This is a genomic window from Pseudomonas sp. 2957, from assembly GCF_031456345.1.
GTDB classification, from domain to species: domain Bacteria; phylum Pseudomonadota; class Gammaproteobacteria; order Pseudomonadales; family Pseudomonadaceae; genus Aquipseudomonas; species Aquipseudomonas siliginis.
On the sequence record NZ_JAVDUL010000008.1, the window covers coordinates 46,280 to 61,155 of the forward strand.

Genomic DNA, 14,876 nt, shown 5'->3' on the forward strand with positions numbered 1-14,876 from the left:
ATGTTATATTGTTTCAATTCTAGCAATTGGAACAACATAACATGTCGTCTCGCAAAAAGGCCTCGCTGTTGGGCCTGACTCTGGGTTTGCTCTGCGATCCCGCCTTCGCCGATGAGCCGCAGCCCGTTGAACTGGAAGCCATCAGCGTCACTTCCGACTACGAATCCCCGACCGGCCCGGTCAGCGGTTATCGCGCGACTCGCTCCGCCAGTGCGACCAAAACCGACACGGCGATTCGCGATATCCCACAAGCCATCAGCGTCGTTCCGGCCAGTGTGCTCTCGGATCTGGGCAGCAGCAGCGTCGAACGTGCGCTGGATTTTGCCGGCGGCGTGTCGAAGCAGAACAATTTCGGCGGCCTGACCCTGTACGAATACAGCGTGCGCGGCTTCACCACGTCCGAGTTCTACAAGGACGGTTTCAGCGCCAATCGCGGTTACCCGAGCACGCCGGATGCGGCCAATATCGAGCGCATCGAAGTGCTCAAAGGCCCGGCCGCCAGCCTGTACGGCCGGGGCGATCCCGGCGGTACGGTGAACATCGTCACCAAGAAACCGCAGCCCGAAGCGTTCACCACTGTGCAAACCAGCGCCGGCAGTTGGGACCGCTACCGCACCGCGCTGGACGTCAACACGCCCCTCGATGATCAGGGCGATTTGCTCTCGCGCATCAATCTCGCCGTAGAAGACAACAACAGCTTTCGCGACCACGTCGACAGCCAGAGGGTATTCGTTGCGCCCTCGATCAGTTGGCAGTTGAGCCCGGACACCTCGCTGCTGGTGGAGAGCGAAATTGTCCGTCACAACTCGACGTTCGATCGTGGCGTTGTGGCGCCGAACAACAAATGGAGCGGCGTATCGCGCTCGACGTTCTTGGGCGAGCCCAACGACGGCAACATCGACAACCATAACAACCTGCTCCAGGCCACTCTTGAACACCATCTGAACGACAGCTGGAAACTGCGTCTGGCCAGCCACTACAAGGAAGGCAAGCTCTGGGGCGACGCCACGGAACAACGCGCGCTGAACGCCGACGGCCATACGGTCAACCGCCGCTTGCGCGAACGCGACACGAGTTGGCACGACAGCATCACCCAACTGGAACTGCGCGGTCTGTTCGACCTCGGGCCGTGGCAGCATGAATTGCTGATCGGCACCGAGTACGAGAATTACCGCAAGGACGAACGCGTCACCACCATTGCTGGCGGCCCCTACGCCATCGACATCTATAAGCCGGTCTACGGCCAGCCGAAACCCAACGGCGCACGCTCGGGCACCGACTTCTTCGAACACGTCGAAAGTCATGCGCTGAATCTGCAGGACCAGATCATCTTCACCGACAAGCTGCGCGGCATGGTCGGCGCGCGCTTCGAGCACTTCGATCAGCGCATCGACGATCACAGCCGCAACGCCAAAAGTCAGCAACGCCACGACGCGCTGACTCAACGCGCCGGCCTGCTCTATCAGCTCACGCCGAACACCGGCCTGTTCGCCAACGCCTCGACCTCGTTCAAACCGAACAACGGCCTGGATGCTTCCGGCAAATCCTTCGATCCGGAAGAAGGTGTCGGTTACGAAGTGGGGATCAAGAACGAACTCTTCGATGAGCGCGTGAGCAGCACCCTCGCCTTCTTCCACATCGACAAGGAAAACGTCCTCGCCCTCGATCCGGGCACCGACACCAGCCGCGCCATGGGCAAGGCGCGCAGTCAGGGTTTCGATTGGCAAGTGAGCGGCCAGGTGACCGACGCGATACGGGTCATCGGCGCCTTCGCCTACATCGACGCCGAGGTGACCAAGGGCGACGCGACCATTCCCACCGGCAGCCGCATCCTCGGCGTGGCCAAACGCAGCGGCAGTCTGCTGGGCGTCTATGAATTTCAGGATGGCCGTCTGCGCGGTTCAGACGTCGGCGCAGCGTTCACCTACGTCGGCGATCGCTCGGGCGAATCCGGCAGCGACTTCGAATTGCCGGCCTACCAGACCGTCGACTTGCTCGCGCACTACAAGGCCAGCGACAACGTCACGGTCGGCCTCAACCTGAACAACGTCTTCGACGAGAAATATTACGAGCGCTCCTACAGCAACTACTGGGTCAACCCCGGCGAGCCGCGCAATTTCACCGTCAGCCTGACACTCAACCTGTAAAAGGGCGTCACCATGCACTACGGCAAATCCCTTCTGCTCATCGCTGCGCTATTCACCGGTCAGGTGTCGGCCCACGGCCTGTGGACAGAGGAACGACGCGGCAACATCGAAGTGGTCTACGGTCACGGCGCCGAAGACAACGCCTTCAAGGCACAAAAAATCAGCGGTGCCTGGGCATATGACGCAAGCGGCAAAATGATCCCGGTCAGCGTCGAGCGCCTGGCCGATCATGCCCGGCTGAAACCATTGAAGCCGCCGGCGGTGATGGCCGTGGCGCTGAACAATGGCATGTGGTCGCAGACGGCGGACAAGAAGTGGATCAACGAAGGACGCAGCAAAGTGCCCGGCGCTACCGAGGCCACGCAGACCTTCAAGTACAGCCTGTCGATCTATCAGCCGGGGGCGAAATTGCCGAAACTGGACCAGATCAAACTGCTGATCCTGCCGGAGGTCGATCCGCTGACGGTCGGGCCGGGCAAATCGTTACCGGTGCGGGTGCTGCTCGATGGCAAACCGGCGGCAGGGGTGAAGTTGATTGGCGACTATCGCAGCGCGCCAAACACCCTGAGCACCGAGACCGACAAGGATGGGCGTGCGCAGGTGCTGGTGCGTAATGAAGGGTTGAATGTGATTGCGGCGCAGGTTGAAGTGCCGGTGAAGGACAGTGTGGATGTGGACAGTCGTGGGTTGTTCAGTTCGCTGACATTCGTTGGCGAGCCGCATCACGAATAAAAGCACACCCTCACCCCAGCCCTCTCCCGGCGGGAGAGGGAGCCGACCGAGTTGTCTTGCGGGATACATCGACCTGAAAGACCGAGTTGATTATGGATTCAATACAAATCGTTCAAGTCGGTGAACCTCTGCAATATTCCCACTCAGCCCCCTCTCCCTCTGGGAGAGGGGGCCGACCGAGTTGTCTTGCGGGATACATCGACCTGAAAGACCGAGTTGATTATGGATTCAATACAAATCGTTCAAGTCGGTGAACCTCTGCAATATTCCCCATTCAGTCCCCTCTCCCTCTGGGAGAGGGCTAGGGTGAGGGGCTTTTGCTTTTAGAGGTCGCCAAGGCCGTCGATCAACGCCTGATTCTGCTCCGGCGTACCCACCGATATCCGCAAGAACTGCGCAATCCGTTCCTGCTTGAAGTGCCGCACGATCACGCCCTGCTCGCGCAGCTTGGCCGCCATGCCCGCCGCATCATGCTGCGGGTGGCGAGCGAAGATGAAGTTGGCCGCCGACGGCAGCACTTCAAAGCCTTTAGCCTGCAACTGCGCCACCACCCATTCGCGGCTCTCGATCACCTGACGACAGGTCTTGTCGAAATACTCGCGATCGGCAAAAGCCGCCGCCGCGCCGACAATCGCCAGACGATCCAGTGGATAGGAGTTGAAGCTGTTCTTGATCCGCTCCAACGCCTCGATCAGATCCGGGTGCCCTACCGCCAGACCGACACGCAGGCCGGCCAGCGAGCGTGACTTGGACAGCGTCTGCGTCACCAGCAGATTCGGATAGCGGTCCACCAGACTGATCGCCGTCTCGCCACCGAAGTCGATGTACGCCTCATCCACGACTACAACCGAATCTGGACTGGCCTTGAGGATTTGCTCGACGGCGTCCAGCGCCAGCAGGCATCCGGTCGGGGCGTTCGGGTTGGGGAAAATGATCCCGCCATTCGGTTTGGCGTAGTCGGCCGGGTTGATCTGGAATTGCGCATCCAGTGGCACCGCATCGAATTCAATGCCGTACAGACCGCAGTAGACCGGATAGAAGCTGTAGCTGATGTCCGGGAACAGCAGCGGCTGATCGTGTTGCAGCAGACCGTGGAAGATGTGCGCGAGCACTTCGTCCGAACCGTTGCCAAGGAACACCTGACTGGTTTGCACGCCGTAATATTCGGCCACGGCGTTTTTCAGCAGATCACTGTTCGGGTCCGGATACAGGCGCAAGTTGTCGTTGAGTTCGGCTTGCATCGCCGCCAGCGCTTTTGGCGACGGGCCATACGGATTTTCGTTGGTATTGAGCTTGACCAGTTTGGTCAGCTTCGGCTGTTCGCCCGGCACGTAGGGCACCAGATCCTTGACGAACGGGCTCCAGAATTTACTCATCGCTCAGTTCCCCTGCCCTTTCAGAAAGTCTTGGTCTTTGATGCGGTATTCGGCGCTGCGCGCGTGGGCGCTCAGCGATTCACCACGGGCCAGTACCGATGCAGTTTTGCCCAGTTCGGAAGCGCCGGCCTCGGAGCAGAAGATGATCGACGAGCGCTTCTGGAAGTCGTAGACGCCAAGCGGCGAGGAGAACCGCGCGGTGCCGGAAGTCGGCAACACGTGGTTCGGACCGGCGCAGTAATCGCCCAACGCTTCGGAAGTGTGGCGGCCCATGAAGATCGCACCGGCGTGACGAATCTGCGGCAGCCAGGCTTGTGGATCAGCGACCGACAATTCCAGATGTTCCGGGGCGATACGATTGGCGACTTCGATGGCCTGGGCCATGTCAGTGACCTGGATCAGCGCACCACGGCCATTGATCGAAGTTTCGATGATGGTCGCGCGGTCCATGGTCGGCAGCAGTTTGTCGATGCTTGCGGCTACCTTGTCGAGGAACTCGGCGTCCGGGCTGACCAGAATCGCTTGCGCGTCTTCGTCGTGCTCGGCCTGGGAGAAGAGGTCCATGGCGATCCAGTCCGGATCGGTCTGGCCGTCGCACACTACAAGAATTTCCGAAGGGCCGGCGATCATGTCGATGCCGACCTGGCCGAACACATGACGCTTGGCCGTGGCGACGTAGATGTTGCCCGGGCCGACAACCTTGTCAACACGCGGCACGCTTTCGGTGCCATAAGCCAGTGCGGCAACCGCTTGCGCGCCGCCGATGGTGAACACGCGGTCGACACCGGCGATGCAGGCAGCGGCCAGCACCAGCTCGTTGATTTCACCGCGCGGGGTCGGCACGACCATGACCACTTCGGTCACGCCGGCCACCTTCGCCGGAATCGCGTTCATCAATACCGACGACGGATACGAAGCCTTGCCACCTGGCACGTACAGGCCGGCACGATCCAGTGGCGTGACTTTCTGGCCGAGCACCGTGCCGTCAGCCTCGGTGTAGCTCCAGGAATCCTGCTTCTGTTTTTCGTGATAGCTGCGCACGCGGGCGGCGGCTTTTTCCAAGGCCTCGCGTTGCGGCACGGTGATGCGGGTCAGGGCCAGTTCGAGACGCTCGCGCGGCAGGATCAGGTCGGCCATCGAGGCGACTTCAAGACCGTCGAACTTCTGGGTGAACTCGACCAGCGCCGCGTCACCGCGCTCGCGCACAGCCTTGATGATGTCCAGCACGCGCTGATTGACCGAGTCATCAGACACACTTTCCCAGCTCAGCAGATGATCCAGATGATGCGCGAAATCCGGGTCAGCAGCGTTGAGTCGGCGAATTGCAGTCGGTGCGGTCATAGCGAGAGCCTCATAGGAATTGGCAAAAAACTCAGGCGCCCGAAACTAGCATTCGATCCGCTTGGGCACCTGAGAATTCTGGCTATGAGGCGGATAGACGGCGCGGCCTCGGGCCGCGCTGGTAGATCAGCCGCGGTGTCGCGATTCCACTGCGTTGCGCAGGGTGTCGATCAACGCCTGGATTCGGGCGTGCTGCATTTTCATTGAAGCCTTGTTGACGACCAGACGCGAGCTGATCGTGGCGATCAGTTCCTGTGGCTCCAGGCCGTTGGCGCGCAGGGTGTTGCCGGTGTCGACCACGTCGATGATCTTGTCGGCCAGCCCGATCAGCGGCGCCAGTTCCATCGAGCCGTACAGCTTGATGATGTCGACCTGACGGCCCTGCTCGGCGTAATAACGCTTGGCAACGTTGACGAACTTGGTCGCCACGCGCAGACGGCCCTTGGGCTCGGCCGCGCCGATCTTGCCGGCGGTCATCAGCTTGCACTGGGCGATCTGCAGGTCCAGCGGCTCGTAGAGGCCCTGGCCGCTGTATTCCATCAGCACGTCCTTACCGGCGACGCCGAGGTCGGCCGCGCCATGCTCGACATAGGTCGGCACGTCGGTGGCACGCACGATCAGCAGACGCACGTCGTCCTGGGTCGTGGGAATGATCAGCTTGCGGCTCTTGTCCGGATTCTCGGTCGGCACGATGCCCGCTTCAGCGAGAAGCGGCAGAGTGTCGTCAAGGATGCGGCCCTTGGACAGTGCGATGGTCAACATGGGAAACGTCAGTCCTTATCAAGGTACTCATGCCCGGTCGCAATCGGCGCCGGACACACATCGAGGGTGCGTACACCCTCGACTCGAAACGAATTCAGTGGACACGTCCCTGTGTCCCGATGCAGCGATCAGCCCGGAACGCGACGGATCTTGGCACCCAGCATTTGCAGTTTTTCTTCGATGCACTCGTAACCACGGTCTATGTGGTAGATGCGGTCGATCAGCGTGTCGCCTTCGGCAACCAGCGCCGAGATCACCAGACTGGCCGATGCGCGCAGGTCGGTGGCCATGACTGGCGCGCCCTTGAGCTTCTCGATACCGGTGACGATGGCAGTGTTGCCTTCAACCTGGATATGCGCGCCCATGCGGTGCAGCTCGTACACGTGCATGAAACGGTTTTCGAAGATCGTCTCGATCACCGCACCAGTACCTTCGGCAATGGCGTTGAGCGAGATGAACTGGGCCTGCATGTCGGTCGGGAACGCCGGGTACGGCGCGGTGCGCACGTTGACCGCCTTCGGGCGCTTGCCGTGCATGTTCAACTCGATCCAGTCTTCACCGCAGGTGATTTCCGCACCGGCTTCACGCAGCTTTTCCAGCACCGCTTCAAGGATGGTCGGATCGGTGTCCTTGACCTTGACGCGGCCACCGGTCACGGCAGCGGCGACCAGGTAGGTGCCGGTTTCGATACGGTCAGGCATGACCTTGTAGAACGCCGAACCCAGGCGCTCGACGCCATCGATGGTGATGGTGTCGGTGCCAGCACCGGAAACCTTGGCGCCCATGGCGTTGAGGAAGTTCGCCAGGTCGACCACTTCAGGTTCGCGCGCGGCGTTCTGCAACACGCTGCGGCCTTTGGCCAGCGCAGCGGCCATCATGATGTTTTCGGTACCGGTCACGCTGACGGTATCGAAGAAGAAGTGTGCGCCGCGCAGGCCGCCTTCAGGCGCCTTGGCCTTGATGTAGCCGCCTTCGACGTCGATGACCGCGCCCATGGCTTCCAGACCGCGGATGTGCAGATCGACCGGACGCGAACCGATGGCGCAACCGCCAGGCAGCGCGACTTCGGCTTCACCGAAACGCGCTACCATCGGGCCGAGCACAAGGATCGACGCACGCATGGTTTTCACCAGTTCGTACGGCGCGATCAGGGTCTTGATGGTACGTGGGTCGATTTCGACGCTGAGCTTCTCGTCGATAACCGGCTCGATGCCCATGCGCCCGAACAGCTCGATCATCGTGGTGATGTCGTGCAGGTGCGGCAGGTTGCCAACGGTGACCGGGCCATCGCACAGCAAGGTCGCGGCCAGAATCGGCAGGGCGGAGTTCTTCGCGCCGGAAATGCGGATCTCGCCATCAAGACGAGCGCCACCGGTAATAATCAATTTATCCATTAGTATCTCGACGCCCTAGGGCTCAGGTGCGCTCGGCCCAGGCCGCGCGGCTGAAAAATTTCATAGTGACCGCATGGATGCTGCCATCGGTGATCCATGGGTTCAAATGGGCATAGACCTGCTGCTGACGCTTCACCGGGCTCAACGCCGCCAGTTCATCGCTAATCACGTTCAGCTGGAAGTTGCAGCCTTCGCCTTCAACTTCTACCAGCGTTCCTGGCAGCTTTCCTTCAAGGAAGCTCTTCACTTCTACGGCCTGCATGCTCAACCTCAATCGGCGCCCTGTGCGCACGGGTCGGACATCATACAAAAAAGCCCCGCGCCTGCGAACCCCGCAACGCAGGACTCTGACGGGGGGCTTCTTTATAGATGGTGGTTCAGGGTTGCGCCAACAGCTCGGTCAATTCACTGACCTGAGCGATTTGGCGCATGTCATCAGGCATCGCACGGATGCTGACGGCCTTGCCGGCCGCCTGCGCATCGCGCATGAAGCACAGCAGCAACGACAGGCCGACGCTGCTGGACTTCTGCACCGCCGAACAATCGATGACCAGCGCGGACGCCTTGCTCGACTTGATCAGCGCCTGCCCTTCCTTGCGCAGCTCAGGCCCGGTGCGGTAATCCAGCACGCCGCTGAGCACCAGCTCGTCGACATCACTCATACGAACTGCCGCCTCACTCATTGCGCTGGCTTCGCGGCGGCTTTGTCGGTTTCCTGCTTGGCCTTGGCCACTTCACCGGCCCAGCCATCGATGGTCTTGTCCAGATCATTGCCATTGCGTTGCATGGCGTCGGCGAACTGGTCACGGAACAGCTTGCCGATATTGATGCCGTTGATGATCACGTTGCGCAGCTTCCACTCGCCGCTGATCTTCTCAAGCGTGTACTGCACCGGATAGATCGCGCCATTGCTGCCCTTGACGGTCATGTTGACGCTGGTGCGGTCGCCCGATTCGTCTTTGGCCGGATCAACCGTGATGCCCTGGTTGTTGTATTCCAGCAGAGCGTTGCCATAGAACTGGAACAGACCGCGCTTGAAGTTTTCCTGAAAGCGCTGCATCTGCTCAGGCGTGGCCTTGCGCGAATACTTCACGGTCATGATGCTTTTGGAGATGCCCTCGGCATCCACCACCGGCCCCACAATGCTGTTGAGCGCCGCATAGAAATCCTGCGGATCCTGCTTGTACTTCTCTTTATTTGCCTGCAAGTCGGCAAGCATCCGGTTCGTGGTGTCCTGAATCAGGTCATGAGCCGATTGCCCCGGTGCAGCGTTAGCCATCAACGGCAGGGCCGCGAGCAACACCAACAGGCCACGTCGCAAGATAGAGATCATTCAAAAGCTCCTCATTTGGCGTCTTTGCTAACGGTATTGAGCAGGAATTTACCGATCAGGTCTTCCAGTACCAGTGACGACTGCGTGTCGTGGATGGTTCCACCGTCTTTCAACTGGGTGTCTTCACCGCCGACGCTGATACCGATGTATTTCTCGCCCAGCAGACCCGCGGTGAGGATAGATGCAGTCGAATCGACCGGCAGGTTGTCGACCTTTTTATCCACTTGCAGCGTGACCCGACCGGTGAAGCTGTCGCGATCCAGATCGATTGCGGTGACCTTGCCGATGGTCACACCGGCCATGGTCACTTTGGCTCTGACCGTCAGACCGGCGATATTGTCGAAATACGCATACAACTTGTAAGTGTCGGTGGACGAAGTCGGAGAGAGGCCGCTGACGCGCAAGGCGAGCAGCAGCAAAGCCAGGATCCCTGCCAGCAGGAACAGGCCGACACCGATTTCCAGGGTGCGGTTTTGCATCAGAAATCTCCAAACATCAAAGCGGTCAGAATAAAGTCCAGGCCGAGCACTGCCAGCGAGGCAAACACCACGGTCTTGGTGGTGGCACGACTGATCCCCTCGGAAGTGGGTTCACAGTCATAGCCTTGGAATACGGCGATCCAGGTCACGACAAAGGCGAAAACGACACTCTTGATCACGCCATTTAGCACATCACTGGTGAAGTTCACGCTGTTCTGCATGTTCGCCCAGTACGAGCCTTCGTAGACGCCCAGCCAGTCGACCGCCACCCACGAACCGCCCCAGATGCCGACGACGCTGAAAATCATCGCCAGCACCGGCAGGGAAATGAAGCCGGCCCACAGGCGCGGGGCAATGATGTACTTGAGCGGATCGACACCGATCATTTCCAGGCTGGACAGCTGCTCGGTGGATTTCATGTTGCCGATCTCGGCGGTCAACGCCGAACCGGCCCGCCCGGCAAACAGCAACGCCGTGACCACCGGCCCCAGTTCACGCAGCAGCGTCAGGGCGACCATCTGCCCTACAGCCTGCTCTGAACCATAGCTGGAAAGAATGCTGAAGCCCTGCAGCGCCAGGACCATGCCGATGAAAATGCCGGAGACCACGATGATCACCAGCGACATGACGCCGACCGAATGCAGCTGTTTGACCAACAGGCCGAATCCACCGCTGATGCCGCCACGGCCCAGCAGGGCGTGAAACAGGAACAGGGTCGCCCGACCAAACACCGCGACCGCGTCGATCGCCGATTCGCCGAACCGACGCACGCGTTCCATCAATGAAATTCTGCGCATCAACGCTTCCCCAGAAGATCTGCGCGGTAATCCGTCGCTGGAAAGTGATACGGCACCGGGCCATCGGGATCACCGGTCATGAACTGACGGATACGCGGGTCATCCGAATTCATCAGCTCATCCGGCGTGCCCTGCCCCAGCACCTGACCATCGCCCACGACATAGATGTAGTCGGCAATGCTCGCGGTTTCCGCCAGGTCGTGCGAGACCACGATGCTGGTGATTCCCAGTGCATCGTTGAGCAGGCGGATCAGGCGCACCAACACGCCCATGGCAATCGGGTCCTGGCCCACAAAAGGCTCGTCGTACATGAGAATCTGCGGATCGAGGGCAATCGCCCGGGCCAGCGCCACGCGGCGCTTCATGCCGCCGGACAGTTCGTCCGGCATCAGCTCGATGGCGCCACGCAGTCCCACGGCCTGCAATTTCAGCAGGACGATGTCGCGAATCATGTCTTCCGGCAGTTGCGTGTGCACCCGCAGCGGAAAGGCCACGTTCTCGAACACATCGAGGTCGGTGAACAGCGCACCGCTCTGAAACAGCACGCCCATGTGCTTGCGCGCATCGAACAGATCACTGCGCGACAGCGTCGGCAGGTTCTGCCCGTTGACCCAGACTTCGCCGCCGGACGGCCGCAACTGCGCGCCCATCAGGCGCAGCAGCGTGGTCTTGCCGCAGCCGGAAGGCCCCATGATGCCGGTGACCTTGCCGCGCGGGATGCGGATATCGACGTTATTGAAAATGCTCCGCGCACCGCGCTTGAAGGAGACTCCCTTCAGCTCGACCGCGTAGGCGTTATCGGCACTCATCTAAACTCCTTGCGATGCAGCCTCTCACTGGGATGCCAGACTTTCCTCGGAAACACCTGCATCCCGGGCAGGCCGAACTGGCGGCGAACTATATCACTGCAAAGGCTGAGCGCCCAAGCGAGAACCCGGCCAAGATCGCCGACTGAAGAGGGCCTGAGCGACTTTCAGAGTGTTTTGGTAACCAGTAATGACAAAGCACGTCGAACTTGCGTGAGGCTTTGCCACATAACCGCTATAATCGCCGCCTTTTCATCGGCCCATACGATTCTGACATGAGCAAAACCCGCGACCTGATTCAATCGGCACAACGCACCATCCGCCTCGAAGTGGAAGCCGTCCAAGGCTTGATGGCCCATATCGACGCCGATTTCGTACGCGCCTGCGAGATGATTCTGGCCAGCAAGGGCCGCGTGGTCGTAGTCGGCATGGGCAAATCCGGGCACGTCGGCAACAAGATCGCCGCCACCCTCGCCAGCACCGGTACTCCAGCGTTTTTCGTGCATCCGGCCGAAGCCAGCCACGGCGACATGGGCATGATCACCCGCGACGATGTGATTCTGGCCCTGTCGAACTCCGGCTCGACCAACGAAATCGTAACGCTGCTGCCATTGATCAAACGCCTGGGTATCCAGCTGATCAGCGTCACCGGCAATCCGCAGTCGCCACTGGCCAAGGCTGCCGAGGTCAATCTCAATGTGCATGTGGAGCACGAAGCCTGCCCGCTGAACCTGGCGCCGACCTCATCGACCACAGCGGCACTGGTCATGGGCGACGCCCTGGCCGTGGCCCTGCTGGAAGCGCGTGGTTTTACCGCCGAAGATTTTGCCTTCTCGCATCCGGGTGGCGCCCTTGGCCGTCGCCTGCTGCTGAAAGTCGAAAACGTCATGCACGCCGGGCAGGAGCTGCCGCAGGTACAACGCGGCACCCTGCTCAAGGACGCGCTGATGGAAATGACCCGCAAGGGTCTGGGCATGACCGCTATTATTGAAGCCGATGGCAAGCTCGCCGGGATCTTCACCGACGGTGATTTGCGCCGCACGCTGGATCGCGCCATCGACATCCGCAGCGCCACCATCGACCAGGTGATGACCGCCCACGGCAAGACCGCCCGGCCCGACATGCTCGCCGCCGAAGCCCTGAAAATCATGGAAGACCATCGAATCAACGCCCTGGTAGTCGTCGACGAGGAGGATCGCCCGATCGGCGCCTTCAACCTCTCCGATCTGCTGCGCGCAGGAGTCATGTAATGAGCAACGATCTGCTGCAACGCGGTAAAGCAATCAAACTGGCTGTGTTCGACGTCGACGGTGTGCTCACCGATGGGCGCCTGTACTTCCTTGAAGACGGCAGCGAGTTCAAGACCTTCAACACGCTCGACGGCCAGGGCATCAAGATGTTGATGAATGCCGGCGTGCAGACGGCGATCATCAGTGGTCGCAAGACCCCGGTGGTCGAGCGCCGCGCGAAGAACCTCGGCATCCCGCATCTGTTTCAGGGGCGCGAGGACAAACTGGTGGTACTCGACGGTCTGCTCGCGCAACTGGGCCTAAGCTATGAAGAAGTCGCCTATCTGGGTGACGATCTGCCAGACTTGCCGGTGATCCGCCGTGTAGGGCTGGGCATGGCGGTGGCCAACGCTGCCGATTTCGTCCGCGAACATGCCCACGGCGTTACCCGCGCCCGTGGCGGCGAAGGTGCCGCCCGCGAATTCTGCGAATTGATCCTGCGCGCCCAGGGCCGCCTCGAAGCGGCCAACGCCGCGTACCTGTGAGCCTGACCATGTTTAGCAAAAAGTTTCGCAATTTCCTGCTGTTCGGCTGCATCGCGGCGATTTTCGCTGCGGTGGGCTACTGGAACATCAGCCCGGAGCGCTTCCTCGACAAGCCGCCGGTCTCGGCCGCCGAGAATCCGATCGACTGGTACGCGACCAACACGCACACCATTCAATACCTGCCCGACGGCAAGGTGCAGTATGAGATGACCTCCGACAAGGCCGAGCACGTCAAGGCCACTGATGTCACTCTGGTAACCAAGCCTGATTTGAACATGTACCGCGGCACCGACTTCCCGTGGCACGTGACCAGCGAGCGCGGCGAAGTGAATTCGGGCGGCACCGAAGTTGAATTGATCGATTCGGTACGCGTACAGCGCACCGATGAGAAACAGCGCGGCACCCTGATCACCAGCACCCGCATGACCGTGTTCCCGCAGCAAGAATATGCGCAGACCGCGCAACCCGTTAGAATCGAGGGCGCTGGCGGCGTATCGACTGGCGTCGGAATGAAAGCGTACCTGAAGGACAGCAGGATACACCTGCAATCGAACGTAAGAGGACAGTATGAGGCTCGTTAAAACCCTCCCTATTTTGCTCAGTCTGGGCGCAGCACTGGGAAGCGCGAGCGCCTGGTCCCTGCCGAACGATCAGCAGCAGCCTATCCGCATTCAGGCCGACGACGCCCAACTGGACGACAAGAATGGCATCGCCACCTATAAAGGTGACGTGATCATTACCCAGGGCTCGATGATCGTTAAAGGCAACACCGTGACCATGACGCGCGCGCCCAATGGCGACATCGACGTGGTGACCTCGGTAGGCAACCTGGCTTACTTCGAGCAGTTGCAGACCCAGGGCGACGCCAACCCGGTCAAGGGCTACGGCGTGACGATTCAATACCACGCCCAGCAGAACCGGGTGGTGCTGATCGACAAGGCCAAGGTTATCGACAAGGATAACAACGTCACCCAGGGCGAAAAAATCGTCTACGACACCGTGAAGAAACTGGCCAGCGCCGGTCGCGCCACGGGCAGCAAGGTCACCGAATCGCGTCCGCGCATCGACATGGTGATCCAGCCGAAGAAGAAAAACGAAGAGAAATCCCAGTAATGGCAACTCTGAAAGCTCAGCATCTGGCCAAGGCCTATAAAAGCCGCCAGGTCGTGCGTGACGTCAGCCTGTCGATCGACAGCGGGCAGATCGTCGGCTTGCTCGGCCCGAACGGCGCCGGCAAGACTACGTGCTTCTACATGATCGTTGGCCTGGTGCAGGCAGATCAGGGCCGTGTGCTGATCGATGATCTGGACGTCAGCCACCAGCCGATGCACGGCCGCGCCAAGGCCGGTATCGGCTATCTGCCGCAAGAAGCGTCGATCTTCCGCAAACTGTCGGTCGCCGACAACATCATGGCGATCCTCGAGACCCGCCCGGAGCTGGACAAGACCGGTCGTCGCAAGGAGCTGGAAAGCCTGCTGCAGGAATTCCACATCAGCCACATCCGCGACAACCTCGGCATGAGCCTGTCCGGCGGTGAGCGTCGCCGGGTGGAAATCGCTCGCGCCCTGGCCACTGCACCCAAGTTCATCCTGCTCGACGAACCGTTCGCCGGTGTCGACCCGATCTCGGTCGGCGACATCAAGCAGATCATCCATCACCTCAAGGCCAAGGGCATCGGTGTGCTGATCACCGACCACAACGTGCGTGAGACGCTGGATATCTGCGAAACCGCTTACATCGTCAACGACGGTCAACTGATCGCTGAAGGCGATGCCGAGACCATCCTGGCCAACGATCTGGTCAAGGAAGTGTATCTGGGTCACGAGTTCCGCCTGTAAGCGCGACAGCGCTGTATCGATTCAAGGCGCATTTATCCGCTTTAATTGTTACAGCGCTCTAGGCAAACACTTCAGTTTCAGGCATATAATTTGCTTA

At 60.3% G+C, this 14,876-nt stretch carries 17 protein-coding genes; 7 read left to right on the plus strand and 10 right to left on the minus strand.

The features are described 5' to 3' along the window. The first annotated feature begins 41 nt into the window (after window positions 1–41). Window positions 42–2,147: a TonB-dependent siderophore receptor gene (locus J2Y39_RS25000; RefSeq protein ID WP_310220271.1), complete on the plus strand. Its 2,106-nt coding sequence runs from the start codon at window positions 42–44 to the stop codon at window positions 2,145–2,147. Window positions 2,148–2,159: 12 nt separating this feature from the next. Next, window positions 2,160–2,879, plus strand: coding sequence for a DUF4198 domain-containing protein (locus tag J2Y39_RS25005; RefSeq protein WP_095180379.1), 720 nt, complete (start codon window positions 2,160–2,162; stop codon window positions 2,877–2,879). Between the two features lie 323 nt (window positions 2,880–3,202). Here the strand turns inward: J2Y39_RS25005 and hisC are convergent, their stop codons facing one another. The 10 genes from hisC to J2Y39_RS25055 form a co-directional block, all read right to left on the minus strand. Continuing rightward, on the minus strand, window positions 3,203–4,255 hold the full coding sequence (gene hisC, locus J2Y39_RS25010; protein WP_056782953.1) for a histidinol-phosphate transaminase: 1,053 nt from the start codon (window positions 4,253–4,255) through the stop codon (window positions 3,203–3,205). 3 nt (window positions 4,256–4,258) lie between these two features. Continuing rightward, entirely contained in the window at window positions 4,259–5,596 is a 1,338-nt protein-coding gene (gene hisD / locus J2Y39_RS25015; RefSeq protein ID WP_041477986.1) for a histidinol dehydrogenase, read from the minus strand. Window positions 5,597–5,722: 126 nt separating this feature from the next. Next, entirely contained in the window at window positions 5,723–6,358 is a 636-nt protein-coding gene (hisG, locus tag J2Y39_RS25020; protein WP_016771668.1) for an ATP phosphoribosyltransferase, read from the minus strand. A gap of 128 nt (window positions 6,359–6,486) precedes the next feature. Then, window positions 6,487–7,752: a UDP-N-acetylglucosamine 1-carboxyvinyltransferase gene (gene murA / locus J2Y39_RS25025; protein ID WP_016771669.1), complete on the minus strand. Its 1,266-nt coding sequence runs from the start codon at window positions 7,750–7,752 to the stop codon at window positions 6,487–6,489. 22 nt (window positions 7,753–7,774) lie between these two features. Beyond that, entirely contained in the window at window positions 7,775–8,014 is a 240-nt protein-coding gene (locus tag J2Y39_RS25030; RefSeq protein ID WP_016771670.1) for a BolA family protein, read from the minus strand. Window positions 8,015–8,129: 115 nt separating this feature from the next. Then, window positions 8,130–8,435, minus strand: a complete 306-nt coding sequence (locus J2Y39_RS25035) for an STAS domain-containing protein (protein WP_310220274.1) — start codon at window positions 8,433–8,435, stop codon at window positions 8,130–8,132. Further along, window positions 8,432–9,085: a phospholipid-binding protein MlaC gene (locus J2Y39_RS25040; RefSeq protein WP_076565863.1), complete on the minus strand. Its 654-nt coding sequence runs from the start codon at window positions 9,083–9,085 to the stop codon at window positions 8,432–8,434. The genes J2Y39_RS25035 and J2Y39_RS25040 overlap by 4 nt, the downstream gene beginning before the upstream one ends. An 11-nt stretch (window positions 9,086–9,096) precedes the next feature. Beyond that, window positions 9,097–9,564 (minus strand): outer membrane lipid asymmetry maintenance protein MlaD, encoded by a 468-nt coding sequence (gene mlaD, locus J2Y39_RS25045; protein ID WP_016771673.1) that lies wholly within the window; start codon window positions 9,562–9,564, stop codon window positions 9,097–9,099. Continuing rightward, window positions 9,564–10,361 (minus strand): lipid asymmetry maintenance ABC transporter permease subunit MlaE, encoded by a 798-nt coding sequence (gene mlaE / locus J2Y39_RS25050; protein WP_016771674.1) that lies wholly within the window; start codon window positions 10,359–10,361, stop codon window positions 9,564–9,566. Before mlaE ends, mlaD begins: the two co-directional genes overlap by 1 nt. Further along, entirely contained in the window at window positions 10,361–11,170 is an 810-nt protein-coding gene (locus tag J2Y39_RS25055) for an ATP-binding cassette domain-containing protein (protein WP_076565862.1), read from the minus strand. Before J2Y39_RS25055 ends, mlaE begins: the two co-directional genes overlap by 1 nt. 272 nt (window positions 11,171–11,442) lie before the next feature. Here J2Y39_RS25055 and J2Y39_RS25060 point away from each other — a divergent pair, with 272 nt between their 5' ends. Genes J2Y39_RS25060 through lptB form a run of 5 tightly spaced genes read left to right on the plus strand, consistent with a single transcriptional unit; the run spans window position 11,443 to window position 14,779 of the window. Further along, window positions 11,443–12,417, plus strand: coding sequence for a KpsF/GutQ family sugar-phosphate isomerase (locus tag J2Y39_RS25060; protein ID WP_041477981.1), 975 nt, complete (start codon window positions 11,443–11,445; stop codon window positions 12,415–12,417). Continuing rightward, window positions 12,417–12,941, plus strand: a complete 525-nt coding sequence (locus J2Y39_RS25065) for an HAD family hydrolase (RefSeq protein ID WP_016771677.1) — start codon at window positions 12,417–12,419, stop codon at window positions 12,939–12,941. Before J2Y39_RS25060 ends, J2Y39_RS25065 begins: the two co-directional genes overlap by 1 nt. An 8-nt stretch (window positions 12,942–12,949) precedes the next feature. Continuing rightward, a complete protein-coding gene (gene lptC, locus J2Y39_RS25070; RefSeq protein ID WP_024011622.1) occupies window positions 12,950–13,522 on the plus strand; it encodes an LPS export ABC transporter periplasmic protein LptC in 573 nt (190 codons plus the stop codon). Next, complete coding sequence (gene lptA, locus J2Y39_RS25075; protein WP_310220280.1) at window positions 13,509–14,054, plus strand: lipopolysaccharide transport periplasmic protein LptA; 546 nt, start codon at window positions 13,509–13,511, stop codon at window positions 14,052–14,054. Before lptC ends, lptA begins: the two co-directional genes overlap by 14 nt. Next, window positions 14,054–14,779: an LPS export ABC transporter ATP-binding protein gene (gene lptB, locus J2Y39_RS25080; protein WP_310220282.1), complete on the plus strand. Its 726-nt coding sequence runs from the start codon at window positions 14,054–14,056 to the stop codon at window positions 14,777–14,779. The genes lptA and lptB overlap by 1 nt, the downstream gene beginning before the upstream one ends. Window positions 14,780–14,876 lie beyond the last annotated feature (97 nt).